Here is a 21,512-nt window from a genome sequence, read left to right as displayed (position 1 = left end):
CTTCGCGACCCTCGTCGGCGCACCGGGCACACCCCACCCCACGAGAGGAGCCGCGCGATGACCCTGCCGCGCTGCGAGAACCCGGTCACCCCCGAGCGCGCTGCCCAGATCAGGGAGCGCTACACCGCCGAGCGCGAACGCCGGGTACATCCCGACGGATCCGCGCAGTACCGACCCACCGAGGCCGAGTTCGGCTACTTCGCCGAGGACCCCTACACCGAGCGCGCCGAGCGCGAGCCGGTTCACGACGTGGTCGACGTGGCAGTCGTCGGCGGCGGCTTCGGCGGCATCCTCGCCGGCGCGCGACTGCGCCAGCAGGGCGTCGGGTCGGTGCGCGTCGTCGAGAAGGGCGGCGACTTCGGCGGCACCTGGTACTGGAACCGCTACCCCGGCATCCACTGCGACATCGACGCCGCCGTCTACCTGCCGCTGCTCGAGGAGACCGGCTACATCCCGCGATGGAAGTACGCCCCGGGCGAGGAGATCCGGCAGCACGCCGTACGCATCGCCGAGAAGTTCGACCTCTACCAGAACGCGCTCTTCTCGACCGCTGTGACCTCGCTGACCTGGGACGATGCCGACCAGCGCTGGCTGGTGACCACCGATCGCGGCGATGAGTTCCGGGCGACGTACGTCATCACGGCGACCGGCACCCTGACCGAGCCGAAGCTGCCCGGCATCCCCGGGATCGAGTCGTTCGCGGGTCACACCTTCCACACCTCGCGCTGGGACTACGGCTACACCGGCGGCACCCCCGAGGGCGGCATGACCGGCCTCGCCGGCCGGAAGGTCGGCATCGTCGGCACCGGCGCGACCGGCATCCAGGCGGTGCCGATGCTCGCCGAGGACGCCGAGCACCTCTACGTCTTCCAGCGCACCCCCTCCACCGTCGGCGTACGCGGCCAGCGCCCGCTGACCGCCACCGACCTCGGGGCGGACCGCCCCGGCTGGGCCACCGAGCGCCGCGAGAACTTCCTTCGGATCGTCTCCGGCGAGGCCGTCCCGGGCGTCGACGAGGACCTCGTCGACGACGCCTGGACCGAGTCGGCGGCGCTGCTCGAGAAGCTGCTGCCCAGCTTCCGCCGCGACGAGGCCGGCCAGGACAACGAGGAGTTCGAAGCAGCGTACGAGGCCCTCGACCACGCAACGATGGAGCGGATCCGCGCCCGGGTCACCGAGATCGTCGAGGACCCGGCGACCGCGTCGGCGCTCCAGCCCTGGTACCGCTATGCCTGCAAGCGGCCGACGTTCTCCGACACGTACCTGCCCGCGTTCAACCGCGACAACGTCACCCTCGTCGACACCGCTGACTCGCACGGCATCGAGCGGATGACCGAGCGCGGCGTGGTCGTGGCCGGGGTCGAGTACGCGGTCGACGCGCTGGTCTTCGCGACCGGGTTCTCCGTCGGCGTCTCCGGGATCACCTCGGGCAGGCTGCCGGTGACCGGTCGCGACGGTGTCCAGCTCCTCCAGGCGTGGGCGCAGGAGGGCCCGCGGTCGCTGCACGGCTTCGCGTCGAACGGGTTCCCCAACCTGATCAAGATGGGCTCGCTCCACAACGCCAGCAGCGTGAACTTCAGCCACATCCTCGACGAGCAGGCCGTCCACGCCGCGGCGCTGGTGGTTGCCGCCGAGGCGCGCGGCGCCCTCATCGAGCCGTCCCGCGAGGCCGAGGACGCCTGGGCCCGCCGGCTCTCCGAAGGCGCGCCGCGCCATGCCTGGTTCCACGCTGAGTGCACCCCGGGCTACTACAACGCCGAGGGCGTCGGGCGCCCCGACGTCCCCACCGGCTACCCGGGCTCCGCCGTCGCCTTCCACGAGGAGCTCCGCGCCTGGCGCGAGACCTCCATCGACGAAGCCCTCACCGGGCCGCGGCTCAGTCCATCTTCGTGGCCATCTTCAGACGGTCGTGGCCGGTCGGAGGAGTGACGTAGGGAAAGTCGAAGGTGACCTCGTGGATCTTTCCGGTGAAGGGGAACGGGGATCGGTCCTCGTACTCGTTGCAGACCGGGGAGACGCAGTCCATCCCGACGTCCATCGTCTCGGTTCCGCACCGCATCGGAATCTGCTCGGGGAGCTCGAGCCGTCCGGCCTTGGTCCCGTCGATGGCCATCGTGACCTCGGCCGGGCCACCTGGCTGGGCTGTCGACGGCCTGATCGTGACCTCGATCGTGTGTGCTCCGGGAGGCAGTGCCACCTCGGACGTCAGGTCGTAGCGCCGGATCCCGAAGTAGTTGTAGTGGAACCTGGCCTTTCCGTCCCATCCGAACAGCGCCCATCCGGCGGCGTCGCCGCCGACTGCGAAGATCACTCCTTCGGCGCCCGGGTCCGGGACGTCTATCGACGCGGTGAGCGTGAGCGGGACGCTGACCATCCGGGGGCCGCTCCCCTCGGGCAGGCGGACCATGCCTTCGCGGAACGTGACGCGGTCCCGTCCGGCGAAGTAGCTGGGACGTAGCGTGACGTCGAGACGCTCCGCGAAGCGGTCGTCGAGCGGCAGGACGTTGTAGCGTGCAGCGTCGGCCATGAACATGTCCTGCAGCTCACGCAGCCGCTCCGGCTGCTGACTCGCCAGATCGACCGCCTGGCTGAAGTCGTCGGCGATGTTGTAGAGCTCCCAGACGTCGTCGTCCCAGGAGTACGTTCCCGAGGTCTCCCACGGGAGGCGACCGTGTCGGCAGGAGGCGATCCAGCCGTCCTTGTACATCGCCCGGTTGCCGAGCATCTCGAAGTACTGCCGCGTGTGCCGGCTGGGGGTCGCGTCCTCCCCTGCGCCGAAGGTGTAGGCGAAGCTCGTGCCCTCGATCGGCTTCTGCACGACCCCGTTGACCACGCTCGGGTGAGCGACGCCGACGATCTCCAGCAGAGTCGGCGCCACGTCGATCACGTGGTGGAACTGTGGGCGTACCTTCCCGGTATCGGCGATGTGGTCGGGCCACGACACGATCATGCAGTTACGGGTGCCGCCGAAGTGGGAGGCCACCTGCTTGGTCCACTGGAACGGGGTGTCGCCGGCGTGTGCCCAGCCGACCGCGTAGTGCGGCGAGGTGCCCGGAAGACCCCAGGTGTCGTAGAAGCCGATCGCCTCGTCGATCGAGGGTTGGCGCCCGTTGAGGCTCATGATCTCGTTCGGGGTGCCCACGAGCGAGCCTTCGGCGCTGGAGCCGTTGTCGCCGAGGATGTAGATGACGATCGTGTTGTCCAGTTCGCCCAGTTCTTCGATGGCATCCACGACGCGGCCGACTTCGTGATCGGTGTGCTCGAGGAAGTCCGCGAAGTTCTCCGCTTGGCGTGCGAAGAGTCGGCGGTGGTCCTCGGGCTGGCTGTCCCAGGTGGGGATCTGCTCGGGCCGGTCGGTGAGCTGGGTGCCCGGAGGAATGACGCCCAGATCGAGCTGGTTCTGGTGGACAGTCCGCCGGTATTCGTCCCAACCCATGTCGAAGCGACCGGCGTTCTTGCCCCGCCAGTCCAGGGGCGGCTGATGGGGCGCGTGGGCAGCACCTGGCGAGAAGTACGCCAGGAACGGCCGGTCCTCAGCGATCGTCTTCTGCCGTCCGATCCAGCCGATGCACTCGTCGGCGAGGTCGCGAGTCAGCTGATAGCCGTCCTCGGGTCGGGAGGGCGGTTCCACTGGTTCGGTGCCGCGGTAGAGCGAGGGATAGAACTGATCGGTCTCCCCGGAGATGAACCCGTAGAAGTAATCGAAGCCCTGATGTGTCGGCCAGTTGTCGAACGGGCCGGCCGGGCTGGTCTGGTTGTCCGGAACGTTGTGGTTCTTGCCGAACCAGCCCGAGGTGTAGCCCGCGTGCTTGAGCAGCTCCGCGAAAGTCGCTGTGCCCTTGGGAATGATGCCGCTGTATCCGGGATACCCGGTCGCCATCTCCTGGATGACCCCGCTTGCCACCGTGTGGTGGTTACGCCCGGTCAACAGGGCCGCTCGCGTGGGTGAACACAGTGAGGTCGTGTGGAACTGGTTGTAGAACAGCCCCTTCCGAGCGAGGCGCTCAGCGGTCGGCGTCCTGACCAGTCCGCCGTTCACGCTCGGCCACCCGAATCCGACGTCGTCGAGCAGGACCAGGAGGATGTTCGGGGAACCCGCCGGCGCCTCCTTGGGTGGCGGGAAGTCGGGCTGTGATTCGGTGGCGTACATGCCGATCTCGGCGTCGTCGTAGGACCACTCCGGTTCGGGCAGGTGATTCCTGTCGACGTTCGTCGTGAACGAGCCTGCTCCGTGCGCCATGATCCCTACCCCTTTGGTCTGCCACGTCTCGCGGCCTCACATGCCGCCTTGGGCTGCTGCGATCGTCGCGCGAACCCCGATCGGTCGCGCTCCCCCGAATCAGGTGAGACCCTCGCGCCTCGGGCGAGGGTCGACAGGACGCAAGAAGGCCCGGAACCACGGGACGTGGTTCCGGGCCTCTGGCCAGGTGCTTCGGCTGGCGGGCCGAAGCGGTCGATCACAGGTTGATCATGTGACCCGCGATGCCCTCGATGGCTTCCTTCATCGCCTCCGAGAGCGTCGGGTGGGCGAAGACGTTGCGGGCGACCTCGTCGGCGGTCAGGTCCCACTGCTGAGCGAGCGTCAGCGCGGGCAGCAGCTCGGTGACCTCGGGGCCGATCATGTGGGCGCCGAGGATCTCGTTGTGCTCGGCGTCGGCGACGATCTTCACGAAGCCGACACCCTCGGCCATGCCGCGGGCCTTGCCGTTGGCGGAGAACGGGAACGACGAGGTCTTCACGTCGTAGCCCTTCTCCTTGGCCTGCGCCTCGGAGTAGCCGAACGAGGCGATCTGCGGCTGGCAGAACGTCGCCCGCGGGATCATGTCGAAGTTGATCTCCATGGTCTCGGCGTCGGCGATGGTCTCGGCGGCGACGACACCCATGGCCTCGGCGGTGTGGGCGAGCATCAGCTTGCCGGTGCAGTCACCGATCGCGTAGATGCCCTCGACGTTGGTGCGGCCACGGGCGTCGACAGCGATCGCGCCCCGGTCGGTGAGCTCGACGCCGGCGTTCTCGAGGCCGAAGCCCTCGACCCGCGGCGCGAACCCGAAGGCGGCCAGGAACTTGTCGGCCTCGAGCACCTGCTCCTCGCCACCGGCAGCCGGGGCCACGGTGATCTTCACACCCGAGCCGGTGTCCTCGGCGCCCTTGACCGCGGTCGAGAGCATCACGTTGACGCCGAGCTTCTTGTACTGGCGCAGCAGCTCCTTGGACACGTCGGCGTCCTCGGTCGGCACCATCCGGTCGAGGAACTCCACGATCGTGACGTCCACGCCGAAGTTCTTCAGCACGTAGGCGAACTCGACGCCGATCGCGCCCGAGCCGCCGATGATGATCGAGCCCGGCAGCTCCTCGGTGAGGATGTGCTCCTCGTAGGTCACGATGTTCTGCCCGTTGGGCACGACACCCGGGACCGAGCGGACGGTCGCGCCGGTGCCGATGATGAGGTTGTCGAAGGTGTAGTCGGTCGAGGCGCCGTCCTTGCCCTTGACGGCGATCGACTTCGGCCCGGTCAGGTTGCCCCAGCCGTCGATCTCAGTGATCTTGTTCTTCTTCATCAGGTAGTGCACGCCCTTGGCGCTGGCGTCCGCGACGCCGCGGCTGCGCTTGAAGGTCGCGCCGAAGTCCATGGTCGCGTCACCCGAGATCCCGAAGGTCTTCTTCTCGTGGGTGATGATGTGCGCGATCTCTGCGTTGCGCAGCAGCGCCTTGGACGGGATGCACCCGACGTTGAGGCAGACACCGCCCCAGTACTTGTCTTCGACGACGGCGACGGACTTGCCGAGCTGAGCGGCACGGATGGCGGCGACGTAGCCACCGGGGCCAGCGCCGAGGACGAGAACATCAAAGTGGGTCACGTACCCAAGGGTAGACCGCCAATAACAGATAGATCCCAAGCGGGTGAGGACTGGGCGGTAACCTCGTGACCCGTGACTCTCTATGCGGCCTATGGCGTCAATCTCGACCCGGCGCTGATGAGTGAGCGGTGCCCGCATTCGCCGTTGCGTACGACCGGGTGGCTGGGTGGTTGGCGACTCACCTTCGGGGGCGAGGACAACGTGCTCGGCGACGGGCCGATGGCCACGATCGTCCAGGACCCGTTCGAGCAGGTCTTCGTCGCGGTCTACGACGTCGTGGACCAGGACATGGAAGCCCTGGAGAAGTGGGAGCTGGCCGACATCGGCCTCTACTTCAAGACCAAGGTGCGGATCTCGGCGCTCGCCGAGGACCTGCTCTGCGAGACCTATGTCCTCGACACGTACGAGGGTGGCATCCCGGACGCCCGCCACCTGGGCGCGCTGGCCGATGCCGCCGAGGCTGGCGGAGCGCCGGACGACTACGTGCATGCGCTGCGTACGCGCCCGTGCCGGTCCAACGACTGAGCCGGGTCTAAACTCGGCGAGTGACCACGCCTTACGAACTCGCCAAGGAAGCCGCCTCCGCGCTCGCGGAGAAGACCGGCATCGAGAAGCACGACATCGCGTTGGTGCTGGGGTCGGGCTGGCTGCCCGCCGTCGACGCGCTCGGCGAGGACTACACCGAGATCGCCACCACCGACCTGCCCGGCTTCAGCGCCGCCGCGGTCCAGGGGCACAGCGGCAAGATCCGCTCCATCCGGTCGGCGAGCGGCCGCAACCTGCTGGTCTTCCTCAGCCGCACCCACTACTACGAGGGCAAGGGCGTCGACGCGGTCGTACATCCCGTGCGCACCGCCGCGGCCGCGGGCTGCTCGACCATGGTGCTCACCAACGGCTGCGGCGGACTCAACCCGTCCTGGTCCCCTGGCACCCCGGTGCTGATCAAGGACCACATCAACCTCACCGCCACCTCCCCGCTGGTCGGAGCCAACTTCGTCGACCTCACCGACCTCTACTCCGCGCGTCTCCGCGGTCTCGCCAAGGAGGTGGACGCTTCGCTCGACGAGGGCGTGTACGTCCAGTTCCCCGGGCCCCACTACGAGACCCCGGCCGAGGTGAAGATGGCCGGCATCATCGGCGGTGACCTGGTCGGCATGTCGACCACCCTCGAGGCGATCGCGGCTCGCGAGGCGGGCATGGAGATCCTTGGTATCTCGCTGGTCACCAACCTTGCCGCCGGCATCTCCGACCAGCCGCTCAACCACGCCGAGGTTCTCGAGGCTGGTCGCAACGCCGCTACGCGGATGGGTGGGCTGTTGAGCAACCTCGTTCCCAAGATCTGAGCGGTCTACGGGGCTGGGCTGGGCCGCCGACCCGTTCTTTGAGGGTCTCTCGATCTGGACCGGCGTCAAGGACGGGCCTTCGGCCCGCCGGCTTCGCCGGCCGCTTCGCGGTCCTGGACTCCGGACCAGATCGAGAAAGATTTGGCTGGCTATCGGGGCGGCGGCCCGGGTGTGGCCACGGCACACTCACCCGGCAAGTGACCGATCCACGCCTCGGCCAGACATGGGGTCTTTACGTGAAAGAAAAGTTTCTTCCACGTGCCAACCCCGCCCCCGGCCGAGGCGGCATCTGCGGCGAACGAAAATTCGTTCGCCTACCCGACCCCGCCTGCCGAACTGGTCTCCGGGCGGAAAGAAAATTCCTTCCACCGGTCGGACCGACCACCCAAGCTCCCAAGCCCCCGCCCAACCCAAATCTCCGCGCCAAACCCCGCCGCCGACCCGATATACAGCCGAAATTCTCGACGGAGCCCGGTGTCAAGGATCGCCGAAGGCGACCGGCGAAGCCGGCGGCCGAAGGCCGTCCTTTACTCCGGGGTTCGTTGAGAACACCCTCCAAAAACGGGTCGGCGGCAAACCCCAGCCACAAAACGACAGAAGCCCTTCGATCTTCCGGCACCCGATGACCTAGGGTCAGATCCATGGTCCCCACAGATCAATCTGCGCTCGTCGTCCAAGCCCGGGAATGGCTTGCCGATGACCCAGATGCACAGACCCGAGCAGAGCTCGAGAGCCTCCTGACCTCCACGGCCCCGGGAGCCGCAGCGGAGCTGGCCGACAGGTTCTCCGGCACGCTGCAGTTCGGCACGGCCGGGTTGCGGGGCGCGCTCGGGGCCGGCCCCAACCGGATGAACCGGGTGGTCGTGATCAAGGCGGCCGCGGGGCTGGCCCGCTACCTGCTCGCCACCGGTGCGCAGGGGCCGGTCGTGATCGGCTACGACGCCCGGCACAACTCCGACGTCTTCGCCCAGGACACCGCTGAGGTGATGACCGGGGCGGGCCTCCACGCGCTGGTGATGCCGCGCTCGCTGCCGACGCCGGTGCTGGCGTACGCGGTCAAGGCCCTGGGCGCGAGCGCGGGGGTGATGGTGACGGCCAGCCACAACCCGCCGCAGGACAACGGCTACAAGGTCTACCTCGGTGACGGGTCGCAGATCGTGCCGCCGGCCGACGTCGACATCGCGAAGCGGATCGCGGCGGTCGACAAGGTGAGCTCGGTCCCGCAGGGCCCGGCCGGCCACACGATCAGCGAGGACCTGGTCGACAGCTACCTCGACACGGTCGTCGGTCTCCTCGACGAAGGCGGCCCGCGCGATCTCAGCACGGTCTACACGCCGCTGCACGGTGTCGGCGGCGACCTGGTGAACCTGGCGATGAAGTTCGCCGGCTTCCCCGAGCCGTTCGTGGTCAAGGAGCAGGAGCGGCCCGACCCCGACTTCCCGACCGTCGCCTTCCCCAACCCCGAGGAGCCCGGGGCGATGGACCGGGCGATGGCGCTGGCGAGCAAGAAGGGCGCCGACCTGGTCATCGCGAACGACCCCGACGCCGACCGCTGCGCCGCCGCCATCCCCGTCGGCAAGAAGTGGCGGATGCTCACCGGCGACGAGGTCGGCGCCCTGCTGGCGACCCACCTGATCCGCAAGGGCGTGACCGGGACGTACGCCGCCTCGATCGTCTCCTCCTCGCTGCTCGGCAAGATCGCCGCGGCCGCCGGGCAGGCCTATGCCGAGACGCTGACCGGCTTCAAGTGGATCTCACGCGCGCCCGGGCTCGCGTTCGGCTATGAGGAGGCGCTGGGTTACTGCGTCGACCCCGAACACGTACGCGACAAGGACGGTATCTCGGCGCTGCTCCTCCTGTGCGAGCTGGCCGCGTCGCTGAAGGCGGAGGGTCGTGACCTGGCCGACCTGCTCGACGAGCTCGCGGTCGAGCACGGCCTGCACGCCACCACCCAGCTCTCCATCCGGCTCGAGGACCCGGCCCAGATCGCGGGCGCGATGCAGCGCCTCCGCGACCGGCCGGTGACCGCCCTGGCCGGGGCCACCGTGCAGCAGCTCGACGACCTCACCACCGGGATCGGCGGACTGCCGCCGACCGACGGGATCCGCTACCAGCTGGCCGGCGGGTCACGGGTGATCGTGCGGCCGAGCGGCACCGAGCCCAAGATCAAGTGTTACCTCGAGGTCGTCGAGCCGGTCGACTCGCTGGAGGCGCTCGCACAGGCCCGGACCGACGCTGAGATCGCCCTCGGCGCGCTCAAGGTCGACATCCGCGCCGCCCTCGGCGTCTAGCCCCTGCCGAGTCGGGATGGCTAGATCACGAGCAGGACGACGAAGGCGACGGCCACTACGCCCGTGATGGCGATGAGCGGCCAGTCCCAACTGCGGCGTACGTCCTCGGCGAGGGCGAACTGCTCGTCGGAGTCCCGCTTGATCCGGCGCCGGTCGCGGGCGTCCTGGGCCAGCGCGTTGAGGCGGTCCTCGATGAAGTCGGCGTGGTTGCTCAGCGGCTTGTGGTCGCGCTTGCCGCCCTTGACCGCCTCCCGCATCGGACGCCCGACGGCGCCGCTGACATAGGTGCGGCCGCCCGCGTAGGCACCGAGGGTGCGGCCGACCGCGACGCTCTCGAGTGCAGCCATCGGGAAGCGCACCGTCGAGTAGAGGTGGTGGAGCACGAAGTCGCCCTCGCTGACCCCGACCTTGGTGCGGATGAACGCGGCGTACGCCACCAGCGCGAAGAGGACGCCGCCCGCCGTCGTCTCAGGGTGCCAGCCGGTGACCGCGTCGATCACGACGACCGCGATCGCGGCCCCCGCCGAGAGGAATCCCCACATGGTGCTGCTGGAGTTGCGGAACCACTCCTCGGGCTGAACGTCATTCACGGCGCAAACCTTAGCCCTCCGGGGCTAGATGCATATGCTGAGCCCGTGCCTACCCCCGCTGACATCGCGAAGCTGATCGACCACACCCTCCTCAAGCCCGAGGCGACCCACGCCGACGTCGAGGCGCTGATCCTGGAGGCCGCCGAGCTCGGCACCTACTCGGTGTGCGTCTCTCCCTCGATGCTGCCGGTCAACGCGCCGGCCGAGCTGAAGATCGCGGTCGTGTGCGGTTTCCCGAGCGGCAAGCACATCTCCTCGATCAAGGCCGCCGAGGCGAGTGCCGCGGTCGCGGCCGGTGCGGACGAGGTCGACATGGTCATCGACGTCGGGGCGGCGAAGGAGAAGCGGTTCACCGACGTGGAGGCCGACGTCGCGGCCGTCCGTGCGGCCGTTCCCGCCCCCACCGTGCTGAAGGTGATCATCGAGTCCGCAGCCCTCGACGATGACGAGATCGTCGGTGTGTGCCAGGCGGCGGTCCGCGCCGGCGCGGACTTCGTGAAGACCTCCACCGGCTTCCACCCCGCCGGCGGCGCCACCGTCCACGCGGTGGAGCTGATGCGGCAGACCGTCGGCCTCGATGTCGGGGTCAAGGCCTCGGGTGGAGTGCGGACGATGGAGCAGGCCGAGCAGATGATCGCCGCCGGGGCGACCAGGCTCGGCGTCTCGGGCTCGCGTGCGCTGCTGGCCGGATCGACGGGGTCGACCGGCGCCGGCTACTGACTTCGGCCCGGCACAGGCGAGAATGCTCCGGTGCATGCTCAGGTCATCGTCCTCGCCGGCCCCTCGGGTGCCGGGAAGTCCCGCCTGGCCGAGCGGCTCGGGCTGCCGGTTCTGAGGCTGGACGACTTCTACAAGGACGGCTCCGACCCCTCGCTCCCCCGGATCACCGAGGGTCCCAACGCGGGCCTGGTCGACTGGGACCACCCCGACTCCTGGCATCCCGACGACGCGATGAAGGCGATCACGGCGCTCTGCGAGACGGGTACTGCCGACGTACCCGTCTACGACATCGCCCACGACGGCCGTACCGGCTGGCAGTCGCTGACCCTCGGCGACGAGCCGTTCTTCGTCGCCGAGGGGATCTTCGCCCAGGACATCGTGGCCGCGTGCCGCGACGCGGGGCTGCTGGCAGCCGCCTACTGCGTCACCCAATCACCGACGGTGACCTTCTGGCGCCGGCTCACCCGCGACCTCCGCGAGCACCGCAAACCACCGTTCGTGCTGGTCAAGCGGGGCCTGGCGCTGAGGCGCGCGCAGCCGCAGGTGGTCGAGGACGCGGTCGCGAAGGGCTGCACCGCGGTCTACCCGAAGCACGGCTACGTCGCCATCGAACGACTCACAGGGCCGCGTACGCGTCCTTGATCTCGTGGATCAGGTCGACCCGCTCGTCGTAGGGCAGGAACGCGGACTTCATCGCGTTGGTCGTCAGCCGCTGCAGCTCGGGCAGCCCCCAGCCGAAGGCCTCCACGATGCCGGCCATCTCTGCCGACATCGAGGTGCGTGACATCAGCCGGTTGTCGGTGTTGATCGTGACTCGGAACCCGAGGTCGTAGAGCAGCCCGATCGGGTGCTCGGCGATCGACTTCGCCGCTCCGGTCTGCACGTTGGAGCGCGGACAGAGCTCGAGCGGGATCCGCCGGTCCCGGACGTACGCAGCGAGCCGGCCGAGCCGCGGCGCCTCGCCCTCCTCGAGGGTGATGTCGTCGACGATGCGTACGCCGTGACCGAGCCGGTCGCAGCCGCAGGGGTGCACCGCCTCCCAGATCGAGGGCAGCCCGAAGCCTTCGCCGGCGTGGATGGTGAAGCGCATGTTGTCGGCGGCCAGCTGCTCGAACGCCGCCAGGAACCGGCTCGGCGGAAAGCCCTTCTCCGGCCCGGCGATGTCGAACCCGGCGACCCCGCGGTCGCGCCAGGTCACCGCGAGCTCGGCGATCTCGGCAGCGCGGGCGGCCTGCCGCATGGCGGTGAGCAGCTGACGTACGACGATCTTCCGACCGGACGCCGCGACCGCCGCCATGCCCTCGTCGAACCCGGTCTGGACGGCCGCGACGACCTCGTCCAGCTCGCGACCATTGGCCAGATGGAGCTCCGGCGCCCAGCGGACCTCGGCGTAGACGACGCCGTCCTCGGCCAGGTCCTCGACACACTCCCGAGCCACCCTGGTCAGCGCGGGCAGCGTCTGCATGACCGCCAGCGTGTGCGCGAAGGTGTCGAGGTAGCGCTCCAGCGACCCCGAGTCCGCGCTGGTCACGAACCACTCCTCCAGCGCGACCGGATCGTCCTGGGTCCCCTCCGGCAGCTGGTGACCCACCTCAGCGGCGAGCTCGACGAGGGTCGAGGGACGTACGCCACCGTCGAGGTGGTCGTGGAGCAGCACCTTCGGGGCGGCCTTGATCTGCATGTCGGACGGTTCCATGGGCCCATCATTCCGTATGCCGCTAGATTCCGGGTGTGCGCACATTCACCACTCTCGAAGAAGTCTCCGACGCCGCAGGCACCGAGATCGGCACCGGCGAATGGCTCCTGGTCGACCAGGACCGGGTCAACGCCTTCGCTGACGCCACCGGCGACCACCAGTGGATCCACATCGACGAGGAGCGGGCCAAGGAGGGTCCCTTCGGGGGCACCATCGCCCACGGCTACCTGACGCTGTCGCTGATCCCTTACCTCGGCGTGAGCGTCTACTCGCTGGAGACCCCCGGCGCGAAGCTCAACTACGGCCTCAACAAGGTCCGCTTCCCCATGCCGGTCCTGGTCGGCTCCCGCATCCGTCCGATCATCACCTTCGGCGAGGTCACCAAGCTCCCCACCGGCCTCCAGCTCGTCGTGAAGACGACGATCGAGATCGAGGGCTCCGCCAAGCCCGCATGCGTCGCGGAGTCGGTCGTCCTGCTCCTGGAGGACTGAGCCCGGCTCAGGAGTAGTCGGCCCACAGCTGCTGGGTCGTGCCGTCGACGGTCATCTCGCCGCCGTACGGCACGATCCACTGAGGTCGGGTGTGCCCGAACGGCGGGCCGACGACGACCACCGCGTCGGGGTTGTAGCGGGCGACGGTCTCGATCGCCACGTCGCGCTGCTCGGCGCGCTTGGCGGCACGCTCCTCGGCGCTGGGCTGACGCTCGCTGGTCGTTCCAGGCATGGCCGACGTCGGCGGGCGGGCGACGACGACCGCGTCGATCGCCTCGAGCAGCCCACGCTCGCCCAGCGACCGCGTGATCCAGCCGAACTCCCGCGCCGGGATGAGCTCCTCGGAGGTCTCCAGGAGGAGTACGCCGCCCTCCAGCACCTCTGGGTCGGCCGGGAAGCGTCCGGCGGTCAGCGCCCACTGGAGGATCTCGATGCAGCCGCCCCAGGTGCGGCCGGTGATCTTCCGTTCGGGACCCGTCCAGGTCCACGGCTCGGTCGCCTCACGCTCACCGTATTCGGTCAGCGCGCGCGGGTCCTGCCAGTCATGCCCGATGTCCTCCGACTCGCCCGGCTCGGTGATCTCGAGGGTCTCGCCGGTGAGGAGCGCGGCCTTGAGCGAGGCCTCGTGGACGGGATCGAGCCCCGGCCCCGGCCCCAGGTGGACCTGGGTCGAGCCACCGTGGAACGCAGCGACGCCGTTGGTCCACAGCCAGTTGAGCAGGTTGGTGTTGTCGCTGTAGCCGAGGAACGGCTTCGGGTCGGCCCGCACCAGGTCGGCGTCGAGGTGCGAGATCACGGTGATCTGGTCCTCGCCGCCGATGGTTGCCAGCACCGCCCGGATCTCCGGATCGCCGAACGCGGCGTTCAGATCGGCCGCCCGCTCCTGCGACGTCGCACCGACCTTCCGCGTCGTCGGATACTCCACCGGCACCAGCCCGGTCACCTCGGTCAACCGAATCAGCGCCTGCTCGTGGATCGCCGGCGCCACCCCGGGCGCGGCGAACGAGGGTGACAGCACGGCGACCTTGTCGCCCGCGACGGCCTTGGGTGGCTTGACGATCTCCATGGGTGAAGTCTGGTTCCCAGCAACCGTGCGGCGCGAATGGTTATCCGCGCTCCGCCTCCGTCAGCCGATGCGGTCGAGGATCAGCGGCGTCGCCTCGTACGCAGCCCCGTCCTCGATCTCGTAGCCACCCTCCAGCGCGGCCAGCGCACGGTCGAAGCGCTCAGGCGTGTCGGTGTGGAGCGTGAAGAGCGGCGCACCAGCAGCGACGGAGTCGCCCGGGCGCGCGTGCCAGGTGACCCCGGCCCCGGCCTGGACGGCGTCCTCCTTCCGCTCCCGCCCGGCGCCGAGGCGCCAGGCGGCGAGCCCGACGGCCATCGCGTCGAGCCGGGTGAGGACGCCGGACGCCGGCGCGGTGACCACGTGGGTCTCACGGGCGACCGGCAGCGGCGCCGACGGGTCGCCTCCCTGGGCCGAGATCATCGCCCGCCAGGCGTCCATGGCCTTGCCGGAGGCGAGTACGTCGGCGGGATCCGGGCCGGACACACCGGCAGCGGCCAACATCTCCCGGGCAAGCGCAACCGTGAGCTCGACGACGTCGGCGGGCCCGCCGCCAGCGAGGACCTCGACCGACTCGGTGACCTCGATGGCGTTACCGGCGGTCAGGCCGAGCGGGGTGGCCATGTCGGTCACCAGCGCGACTGTGTTGACGCCCGCGTCGGTGCCGAGGTCGACCATGGTGCGCGCCAACTCCTGCGCAGAGGCGAGCGTCTTCATGAACGCCCCGGCGCCGACCTTGACGTCGAGCACCAGCGCCCCGGTGCCCTCGGCGATCTTCTTGGACATGATCGAGGAGGCGATCAGCGGGATCGACTCGACGGTGCCGGTGACGTCGCGCAGCGCGTACAGCTTGCGATCGGCCGGGGCCAGCCCCTCACCGGCCGCGCAGATCACCGCGCCGACCGACCCGAGCTGGGACATCATCTCCTCGTTGGAGAGTGACGCACGCCACCCGGGGATCGACTCGAGCTTGTCAAGGGTGCCGCCGGTGTGGCCGAGCCCGCGCCCGGACAGCTGCGGCACCGCCACCCCGCACGCGGCGACCAGCGGCGCCAACGGCAGCGTGATCTTGTCGCCCACGCCTCCGGTGGAGTGCTTGTCGGCGGTCGGCCTGTCCAGGGAGGAGAACGACATCCGCTCGCCCGAGGCGATCATCGCCGCCGTCCACCGCGCGATCTCGCGCCGCGACATCCCGTTGAGCAGGATCGCCATGTTGAGCGCCGACATCTGCTCCTCAGCCACGACCCCGGCCGTGTAGGCCGCGATCATCCAGTCGATCTGGGAGTCGCTCAGTTCGCCACCGTCGCGCTTGGCGAGGATCACCTCGACCGCATCATGTTCCGCCATGCGGACAGCGTAAGGCGCGACTGCCGCAGCTCCCCTACCGGACGACGCACCTCACCGGCGACCACCCGGAGAAGTGGTCATTTTGGGCCTCCTCGAGCCGCCGACGACGGCCCAAAGTGACCACTTCTCGTCCGAGTTTCAGGTCCGTAGCGCCTGGACGACGTCGACTCCGAGCTCTTCCAGTCCCTCGATCTCGACACCGGACCGGAGGATGGTCACCTGCACGTACGAACTGCCCCCGATGTGCTCCACCCTGTTGTGAATGGCGCCCGCCCCGGCCTCGGCCTCGGCACTGTCGTTCTCACCTGCCCGGACCTCGGTGGCCGCACACCACTTGTCGGGCACTTCGTCGTAGCTCCCCTCCGGGACGCCAGGCGCCTGCGGCATCTTGGTAAACGCTTCGAGCCCACCGCAGCGGAGCGACACGAAACGCTCCGGGTCCTCCTCCATCCGCGCGGCGGGCCCGGTCTCGCCGATCGTCGTGAGGCTGACGAGAACAGAGGTGTCTCCTGCCGAAGTGGCACCCCGGAATGAACACAGCACCACACCGTCGACCGAGTCCGTACGTCGTACGTCGCCGACCTGACTGAGCTCCGGCGGCAGCGCGTCAGACACCTTCGAACAGACGTCGGGAGGAGGAGTCGCGGCCTCGCTCTCGTCCGGTCCGAGCAGGGCGACCGCGCCACCGACCACCCCAGCGACCACAGCGATGGCGACCGCTGCTCCGCCGACCAGCGGAAGCACGACCCGTGACATCGCAGAGCTTCCCGAGGTCATGACAGCTCGCTCTCTGCGGCGTCGAGGATTTCGACCAGGCGTACGTCGAGACGTGGATGCTCACTCCCGTCGGGACTCACCGTGAGACTGAGCGAGTCCGAGAGCATTCGGCCAGCCCACCCGATCCTGCTCCTGGATGCCGTCACGACGCAGGTGTCATCGTCCTGCTCACCCGGCAGAATCACAACGCCCGTTGCGCGCTGGTCACCATGGCAATCGCGCGCCCAGTCGATGAGGGGATGGAGATTTCGCAGCTCGACCTCGAAGCTCGCCTCGGACCTGTGCCCGAAGTCCTCAGAGGGAGGGTTCGCCTCGGTGAGAGTGCAGGTGCCGCCGTAGTCCAGACCGAAGGCATCGCCCGACAGGTCGTCGCCGACGTAGTCCATGCCGAGCTTCTCGGCGATCCGGTAGCAGTAGTTCTCTCCGACCAGCGCCTCGATGTTCGGCCGCTCGTCGTCGCTGCCACCGCTCGCCGCGCGCGCGAGCGCGAAGATCCCTGCTCCGATCAGACCGACGACCAGGCCACCGGCGATGCCGATGACGAACCAGACCCACCGTTTCGGTCCGGACGACTGCGGCCCAGTCGGCGGTGGATGGGCGGGCGTTGCGTACGTCATGGTGACCTCCGAGAATGTGGCCGTTCAACCTGGCAGCACGCAGTTCGGTTACGCGAGGTTCTCCGGGCCGAAGGCATCCGGAAGGACCTCGGACATCGGCCGTACGCCCGAGACGGTCATCAGCAGCAGCTCGGGGCCGCCGTTCTCCCAGAGCAGCTGACGGCAGCGGCCGCAGGGCATGATGACCTCGCCGGAGCCGTTGACGCAGACGACGTGGGTGAGGCGGCCACCGCCGGTCATGTGCAATGAAGAGACGAGGCCGCACTCGGCACACAGCGTCACGCCGTAGGCGGCGTTCTCCACGTTGCACCCATGCAGCAGGCGTCCGTCGTCTGCGTATCCGGCCACTCCGACGGGGTAGTTGGAGTAGGGCGCGTACGCATGTTTTGCGGCCTCCACCGCTTGCGCACGCAGGCCTTCCCAGTCAAAGCCCTCTGCGGCGTACGTCTGCTTCTCGGTCATGGTTCGACCTTAAAGCCTGTCCGGACAACCAAGCACAAGGTACGAGGCTTAGGCTTCGTCGAGATCAAAAGTTGGTAACCGTTCGCGTAATCCCTGGCAATGCTCGGTCTTTGGGGAGAACGTTCGGACATGAATGTCCTTTGCGACGCGCTTCGCGGAGCAACGACCTGGAGGCACCAGTGAAGAACAACATCAAGAAGGCCGCCACCGGCGGCTTCGCCGCGGTCCTGACCGCTGCCGCGCTCGCCGCGTGCGGAGAGGCGCCGGCCGAGCGCGCTGGGGAGGGGAACAGCGACTACCTTCCCTGCATCGTCTCCGACGAGGGCGGGTTCGACGACAAGTCGTTCAACCAGCTCAGCTACGAGGGCGTGAAGGAAGCCGCGGACGAGCTGGGCTCGAAGTTCAAGGACGTCGAGTCCAACAGCCCCAACGACTACACCTCCAACCTGGAGGGCCTGGTCGGCCAGAGCTGCGACACCATCGTGACCGTCGGCTTCGCACTCTCGGCCGCGACCATCGAGTCCGCCAAGGCCAACCCCGAGACCGAGTACGTCCTGATCGACGACGCGGCCGACGCCGACTTCGACGGCAAGACCGACGCGGAGAACATCAAGCCGATCCTCTACGACACCGCTCAGGCCGCGTTCCTGGCCGGCTACGTCGCCGCCGACTACACCAAGACCGGTGTCGTGGGCACTTACGGTGGCCAGCCGTTCCCGACCGTGACGATCTTCATGGACGGGTTCAAGCAGGGCGTCGAGTACTACTCGAAGACCAAGAACAAGGACGTCAAGGTCGTCGGCTACGAGGGTGGCGAGAAGGGCTCCTTCACCGGTGAGTTCGTCGCCAACGAGAAGGCCACCAACACCGCCCGCCAGATCATCGACCAGAACGCCGACGTGATCCTGCCGGTCGGCGGCCCGATCTACCAGGGCGCGCTCACCGCGATCGAGGACTCCGGCAAGGAGGTCGCCCTGATCGGTGTCGACGCCGACTTCTACGAGACCGACCCGAACACCCAGGACGTCGTTCTGACCTCCATCCTGAAGAACATGAAGACCTCCACCACGGATGTCATCCTCGCCGCGGGTGAGGACAAGTTCGACGCGACGCCGTACGTCGGCACGCTCGAGAACGACGGGGTCGGCCTGGCGCCGTTCCACAACTTCGAGTCGAAGGTCTCGGAGACTCTCCCCGACGAGATCGAGGAAGTCACCGCCGGCATCAAGGACGGCTCTATCAAGGTCAACTCCTACCTCGCGAAGTGACCCACCCGGTGGTCCCGCCCGTCGGGACCACCACGACGAGGGGGCCGGATGCACCCGGCCCCCTCGCCACGTACTTCCGGAATTTCTCCACCCCTGCAAGGAATGATCCGTGCCATGAGACTCGCGCTTCGCGACATCACCAAGCGCTTCGGCTCCCTGGTCGCCAACGACCACATCTCCCTGACCGTCGAGCCGGGCGAGATCCACTGCCTGCTCGGTGAGAACGGCGCGGGCAAGTCCACGCTGATGAACGTGCTCTACGGCCTCTACCAGGCCGACGAGGGCGAGATCGTCATCGACGACGAGCCGCAGCGCTTCAAGGGTCCCGGCGACGCGATGGCCGCCGGCATCGGCATGGTGCACCAGCACTTCATGCTCATCCCTGTCTTCACCGTCGCAGAGAACGTCATGCTCGGCCACGAGGCGACCGGGTTCGCCGGCAGCCTCGACCTCGACGCTGCCCGCAAGCGCGTCCGGGAGATCTCCGACCGCTTCGGTTTCCAGGTGGACCCCGACGCGCTCGTCGAGGACCTCCCCGTCGGCGTGCAGCAGCGGGTCGAGATCATCAAGGCGCTCTCGCGTGACGCCGAGGTGCTCGTCTTCGACGAGCCGACCGCCGTGCTGACGCCGCAGGAGACCGACGAGCTGATGGCGATCATGCGCCAGCTCAAGGAGTCGGGCACGGGCATCGTGTTCATCACCCACAAGCTTCGCGAGGTGCGCGAGGTGGCCGACCGGATCACGGTCATCCGCCGCGGCACCGTCGTCGGCGAGGCCTCCCCGGAGGCCTCCAACGCCGAGCTCGCGGCCCTGATGGTCGGGCGCCCGGTCGAGCTCAAGGTGCACAAGGACCCGGCGCAGCCGGGCGAGCGCGCGCTCGTCGTCTCCGACCTCACGGTGGCCGACGAGGACGGGCGTGTCCACGTCGACTCGATCAGCTTCCACATCGACGCCGGTGAGATCCTCGCCGTCGCCGGGGTCCAGGGCAACGGCCAGACCGAGCTCACCGAGGCCATGGTGGGCCTGGCTCCGCATGTCGAGGGCTCGATCAACCTCGACGGCCGCGAGATCGTCGGTCGCTCGGTGCGCAAGGCGCTCGAGGCGGGGATCGGGTTCATCCCCGAGGACCGCCAGGTCGACGGCCTGGTCAGCAACTTCACCATCGCCGAGAACCTCATGCTCAACCGCAGCTATGACAAGCGCTTCGTCTCGCGCGGCTCGCTGAACCTCAAGAAGCTCGACACCTTCGCCAAGGAGAAGCTGGCCGAGTACGACGTACGCGCCCCCGGGGTCTCGACCCTTGCCGGGCAGCTGTCGGGCGGCAACCAGCAGAAGGTCGTCGTGGCCCGCGAACTCTCTCGTGACCTGCGACTTCTCGTCGCGGCGCAGCCGACGCGCGGCGTCGATGTCGGCTCGATCGAGTTCATCCACCAGCAGATCGTGGCCGCGCGCGACGCCGGTGTCCCGGTGCTCGTGGTCTCCACCGAGCTCGACGAGATCGCCGCCCTCGCCGACCGGATCATGGTCCTCTACCGCGGGCGGGTCGTGGGCATCGTGCCCGCCGACACCTCCCGCGACACCCTCGGCCTGATGATGGCCGGCGAGTCTCCTGAAGGGAGCGACGCATGAGCGAGCGCCAGCGAGCGGCAACAGGCCTCAGGCCGCCGCATCCGTACTCTTCGATCTGCCCAACGGAGGCGGCGGCATGAGCGAGAAGGGGCCGGAGAACGAGCCGGCCGAGACGACAGAGCCCACCGAGCCGACCGAGCCCACCGGACAGGCGGAAGGCGCGGCGACGACCTCCGACGCCGACCGGGTGCCCGAGGCGAGCCGTTGGCACGTGGCGATGCGCGAGATCACCACCGGCAACGCGCTGGTCGCGGTGCTCTCGGTGCTGCTCGCGATGTTCTTCGGGTCGCTGATGATCCTCTTCACCGACGAGGACGTCCGCTACGGGCTCTCCTACTTCTTCGCCCGTCCCTCCGACACGTTCTTCTACGCGTGGGAGGCAATCTCGGGGGCGTACGTCTCACTGTGGCGGGGTGCGGTCTACAACGACCTGGGCAGCACGTTCACCCAGCAGATCAAGCCGATCACCGAGACGCTGAAGTTCGCCGCGCCGCTGACGCTGGCCGGGCTCGGCATCGGTCTGACCTTCCGCGCCGGGCTCTTCAACATCGGTGGCCGTGGCCAGATGCTGCTCGGTGGCGCCGCCGCCGCGTTCGTGGCGGTCAGGCTCGACCTGCCGATGATCGTGCATCTGCCGCTGGCGATCCTCGTCGGAGCTCTGGCCGCCGCGCTGTGGGGCGGGATCGCCGGCCTCCTCAAGGCGCTCACCGGTGCCCATGAGGTGATCGTGACGATCATGCTCAACTACGTCGGCTACTACCTGGTCTTCTACGCCCTGACCCGCAAGTCGCTGCTCCAGGCGCCCGGGTCGGGCAACCCGAAGTCCTCCCCGATGCCGGAGTCGGCGGTCCTGCCCGACCTGCTCGGACAGCAGTTCAACCTGCATGCCGGCTTCCTGCTCGCGTTGCTGGCGACGGTCCTGGTCTGGTGGATCCTCAACCGCTCCTCGCTGGGCTATCGGTTCCGTGCGGTGGGTGAGAACCCCTCGGCAGCGAAGGCTGCCGGCATCAACGTCGGGGTCGCCTACCTCAGCGCGTTCCTGATCTCCGGGGCGCTCGTCGGCCTGGCCGGTGTCAACCAGGTGCTCGGCTCGGTGACCGACGGCGCGACCAGCGGCCTCGACGCCGGGATCGGCTTCGACGCGATCACCGTCGCGCTGCTGGGACGATCGCGCCCGTTCGGCATCCTGGCCGCCGGGATCCTGTTCGGCGCGTTCAAGTCCGGCGGCTTCTTCATGCAGGCCTCCGAAGGCATCCCGGTCGACATCGTGCTGGTCATCCAGTCCCTGATCGTGCTGTTCCTCGCCGCGCCACCTCTGGTGAAGGCGATCTTCCGACTCCCCACGAAGGAGGCCTGAGGA

At 68.6% G+C, this 21,512-nt stretch carries 19 protein-coding genes; 10 read left to right on the top strand and 9 right to left on the bottom strand.

From position 1 onward, the window contains the following. Nucleotides 1-57: 57 nt before the first annotated feature. A complete protein-coding gene (locus ABTW65_RS28860; protein ID WP_350666607.1) occupies nucleotides 58-1,929 on the top strand; it encodes a flavin-containing monooxygenase in 1,872 nt (623 codons plus the stop codon). Here the strand turns inward: ABTW65_RS28860 and ABTW65_RS28855 are convergent. Both ABTW65_RS28855 and lpdA read right to left on the bottom strand, forming a co-directional pair. After that, nucleotides 1,877-4,240: an arylsulfatase gene (locus ABTW65_RS28855; protein ID WP_350666605.1), complete on the bottom strand. Its 2,364-nt coding sequence runs from the start codon at nucleotides 4,238-4,240 to the stop codon at nucleotides 1,877-1,879. The genes ABTW65_RS28860 and ABTW65_RS28855 overlap by 53 nt on opposite strands. A 217-nt stretch (nucleotides 4,241-4,457) precedes the next feature. Further along, nucleotides 4,458-5,858, bottom strand: coding sequence for a dihydrolipoyl dehydrogenase (lpdA, locus tag ABTW65_RS28850; RefSeq protein WP_350666603.1), 1,401 nt, complete (start codon nucleotides 5,856-5,858; stop codon nucleotides 4,458-4,460). 72 nt (nucleotides 5,859-5,930) lie between these two features. Here lpdA and ABTW65_RS28845 point away from each other — a divergent pair, with 72 nt between their 5' ends. The 3 genes from ABTW65_RS28845 (at nucleotide 5,931) to ABTW65_RS28835 (ending at nucleotide 9,492) form a co-directional block, all read left to right on the top strand. Further along, on the top strand, nucleotides 5,931-6,383 hold the full coding sequence (locus ABTW65_RS28845) for a gamma-glutamylcyclotransferase (RefSeq protein ID WP_350666601.1): 453 nt from the start codon (nucleotides 5,931-5,933) through the stop codon (nucleotides 6,381-6,383). Nucleotides 6,384-6,403: 20 nt separating this feature from the next. Next, nucleotides 6,404-7,201, top strand: a complete 798-nt coding sequence (locus ABTW65_RS28840) for a purine-nucleoside phosphorylase (protein WP_350666599.1) — start codon at nucleotides 6,404-6,406, stop codon at nucleotides 7,199-7,201. A gap of 641 nt (nucleotides 7,202-7,842) precedes the next feature. Beyond that, nucleotides 7,843-9,492 (top strand): phospho-sugar mutase, encoded by a 1,650-nt coding sequence (locus ABTW65_RS28835; RefSeq protein ID WP_350666597.1) that lies wholly within the window; start codon nucleotides 7,843-7,845, stop codon nucleotides 9,490-9,492. 20 nt (nucleotides 9,493-9,512) lie between these two features. On the opposite strand, the gene ABTW65_RS28830 is transcribed toward ABTW65_RS28835, so the two are convergent. Then, complete coding sequence (locus tag ABTW65_RS28830; RefSeq protein ID WP_350666595.1) at nucleotides 9,513-10,082, bottom strand: hypothetical protein; 570 nt, start codon at nucleotides 10,080-10,082, stop codon at nucleotides 9,513-9,515. A gap of 45 nt (nucleotides 10,083-10,127) precedes the next feature. Between ABTW65_RS28830 and deoC the strand changes: the two genes are divergently transcribed. Both deoC and ABTW65_RS28820 read left to right on the top strand, forming a co-directional pair. After that, entirely contained in the window at nucleotides 10,128-10,802 is a 675-nt protein-coding gene (deoC, locus tag ABTW65_RS28825) for a deoxyribose-phosphate aldolase (RefSeq protein ID WP_350666593.1), read from the top strand. A 30-nt stretch (nucleotides 10,803-10,832) separates the two neighbouring features. Next, nucleotides 10,833-11,444 carry a uridine kinase family protein gene (locus ABTW65_RS28820; protein ID WP_350666591.1) on the top strand — a complete coding sequence of 204 codons (612 nt, stop codon included), beginning with the start codon at nucleotides 10,833-10,835 and terminating at the stop codon, nucleotides 11,442-11,444. Here the strand turns inward: ABTW65_RS28820 and ABTW65_RS28815 are convergent. Beyond that, nucleotides 11,419-12,498 (bottom strand): adenosine deaminase, encoded by a 1,080-nt coding sequence (locus tag ABTW65_RS28815; protein WP_350666589.1) that lies wholly within the window; start codon nucleotides 12,496-12,498, stop codon nucleotides 11,419-11,421. The genes ABTW65_RS28820 and ABTW65_RS28815 overlap by 26 nt on opposite strands. 35 nt (nucleotides 12,499-12,533) lie before the next feature. Here ABTW65_RS28815 and ABTW65_RS28810 point away from each other — a divergent pair, with 35 nt between their 5' ends. Next, nucleotides 12,534-12,989 carry a MaoC family dehydratase gene (locus ABTW65_RS28810; protein ID WP_350666587.1) on the top strand — a complete coding sequence of 152 codons (456 nt, stop codon included), beginning with the start codon at nucleotides 12,534-12,536 and terminating at the stop codon, nucleotides 12,987-12,989. Nucleotides 12,990-12,996: 7 nt separating this feature from the next. Here the strand turns inward: ABTW65_RS28810 and ABTW65_RS28805 are convergent, their stop codons facing one another. From ABTW65_RS28805 to ABTW65_RS28785, 5 genes are all read right to left on the bottom strand, one after another. Beyond that, nucleotides 12,997-14,055, bottom strand: a complete 1,059-nt coding sequence (locus ABTW65_RS28805) for a S66 family peptidase (protein WP_350666585.1) — start codon at nucleotides 14,053-14,055, stop codon at nucleotides 12,997-12,999. 60 nt (nucleotides 14,056-14,115) lie between these two features. Next, the gene (locus ABTW65_RS28800) at nucleotides 14,116-15,399 is read right to left on the bottom strand and encodes a thymidine phosphorylase (RefSeq protein WP_350666583.1); all 1,284 of its coding nucleotides are present in this window, start codon (nucleotides 15,397-15,399) and stop codon (nucleotides 14,116-14,118) included. Between the two features lie 138 nt (nucleotides 15,400-15,537). Then, nucleotides 15,538-16,155, bottom strand: a complete 618-nt coding sequence (locus ABTW65_RS28795) for a hypothetical protein (protein WP_350666581.1) — start codon at nucleotides 16,153-16,155, stop codon at nucleotides 15,538-15,540. Nucleotides 16,156-16,172: 17 nt separating this feature from the next. Beyond that, complete coding sequence (locus ABTW65_RS28790) at nucleotides 16,173-16,793, bottom strand: hypothetical protein (RefSeq protein WP_350666579.1); 621 nt, start codon at nucleotides 16,791-16,793, stop codon at nucleotides 16,173-16,175. A 48-nt stretch (nucleotides 16,794-16,841) separates the two neighbouring features. Further along, nucleotides 16,842-17,255, bottom strand: coding sequence for a cytidine deaminase (locus ABTW65_RS28785; protein WP_350666577.1), 414 nt, complete (start codon nucleotides 17,253-17,255; stop codon nucleotides 16,842-16,844). A 179-nt stretch (nucleotides 17,256-17,434) separates the two neighbouring features. On the opposite strand from ABTW65_RS28785, the gene ABTW65_RS28780 reads away from it, so the two are divergent. The 3 genes from ABTW65_RS28780 to ABTW65_RS28770 all read left to right on the top strand — a co-directional run bounded on the left by ABTW65_RS28780 (nucleotide 17,435) and on the right by ABTW65_RS28770 (nucleotide 21,509). Next, nucleotides 17,435-18,523, top strand: a complete 1,089-nt coding sequence (locus ABTW65_RS28780) for a BMP family lipoprotein (RefSeq protein WP_350666575.1) — start codon at nucleotides 17,435-17,437, stop codon at nucleotides 18,521-18,523. A gap of 114 nt (nucleotides 18,524-18,637) precedes the next feature. Continuing rightward, on the top strand, nucleotides 18,638-20,152 hold the full coding sequence (locus tag ABTW65_RS28775; RefSeq protein ID WP_350666573.1) for an ABC transporter ATP-binding protein: 1,515 nt from the start codon (nucleotides 18,638-18,640) through the stop codon (nucleotides 20,150-20,152). 76 nt (nucleotides 20,153-20,228) lie between these two features. Further along, the gene (locus ABTW65_RS28770; protein WP_350666571.1) at nucleotides 20,229-21,509 is read left to right on the top strand and encodes an ABC transporter permease; all 1,281 of its coding nucleotides are present in this window, start codon (nucleotides 20,229-20,231) and stop codon (nucleotides 21,507-21,509) included. Nucleotides 21,510-21,512: the final 3 nt, after the last annotated feature.

The organism is Nocardioides sp. NPDC127503 (assembly GCF_040302165.1).
Lineage (GTDB): Bacteria > Actinomycetota > Actinomycetes > Propionibacteriales > Nocardioidaceae > Nocardioides.
This window is presented reverse-complemented; position numbering and strand designations above follow the sequence as displayed.

What these genes read in the sequence shown, in the direction of transcription:
- ABTW65_RS28770 (WP_350666571.1), top strand. Translation starts at nt 20,229, where the DNA reads ATGAGCGAGAAGGGGCCGGAGAACGAGCCGGCCGAGACGACAGAGCCC.
- ABTW65_RS28815 (WP_350666589.1), bottom strand. Translation starts at nt 12,498, where the DNA reads ATGGAACCGTCCGACATGCAGATCAAGGCCGCCCCGAAGGTGCTGCTC.
- ABTW65_RS28860 (WP_350666607.1), top strand. Translation starts at nt 58, where the DNA reads ATGACCCTGCCGCGCTGCGAGAACCCGGTCACCCCCGAGCGCGCTGCC.
- ABTW65_RS28795 (WP_350666581.1), bottom strand. Translation starts at nt 16,155, where the DNA reads ATGTCACGGGTCGTGCTTCCGCTGGTCGGCGGAGCAGCGGTCGCCATC.
- ABTW65_RS28835 (WP_350666597.1), top strand. Translation starts at nt 7,843, where the DNA reads ATGGTCCCCACAGATCAATCTGCGCTCGTCGTCCAAGCCCGGGAATGG.
- ABTW65_RS28805 (WP_350666585.1), bottom strand. Translation starts at nt 14,055, where the DNA reads ATGGAGATCGTCAAGCCACCCAAGGCCGTCGCGGGCGACAAGGTCGCC.
- ABTW65_RS28775 (WP_350666573.1), top strand. Translation starts at nt 18,638, where the DNA reads ATGAGACTCGCGCTTCGCGACATCACCAAGCGCTTCGGCTCCCTGGTC.
- ABTW65_RS28855 (WP_350666605.1), bottom strand. Translation starts at nt 4,240, where the DNA reads ATGGCGCACGGAGCAGGCTCGTTCACGACGAACGTCGACAGGAATCAC.
- ABTW65_RS28790 (WP_350666579.1), bottom strand. Translation starts at nt 16,793, where the DNA reads ATGACGTACGCAACGCCCGCCCATCCACCGCCGACTGGGCCGCAGTCG.
- ABTW65_RS28785 (WP_350666577.1), bottom strand. Translation starts at nt 17,255, where the DNA reads ATGACCGAGAAGCAGACGTACGCCGCAGAGGGCTTTGACTGGGAAGGC.
- ABTW65_RS28800 (WP_350666583.1), bottom strand. Translation starts at nt 15,399, where the DNA reads ATGGCGGAACATGATGCGGTCGAGGTGATCCTCGCCAAGCGCGACGGT.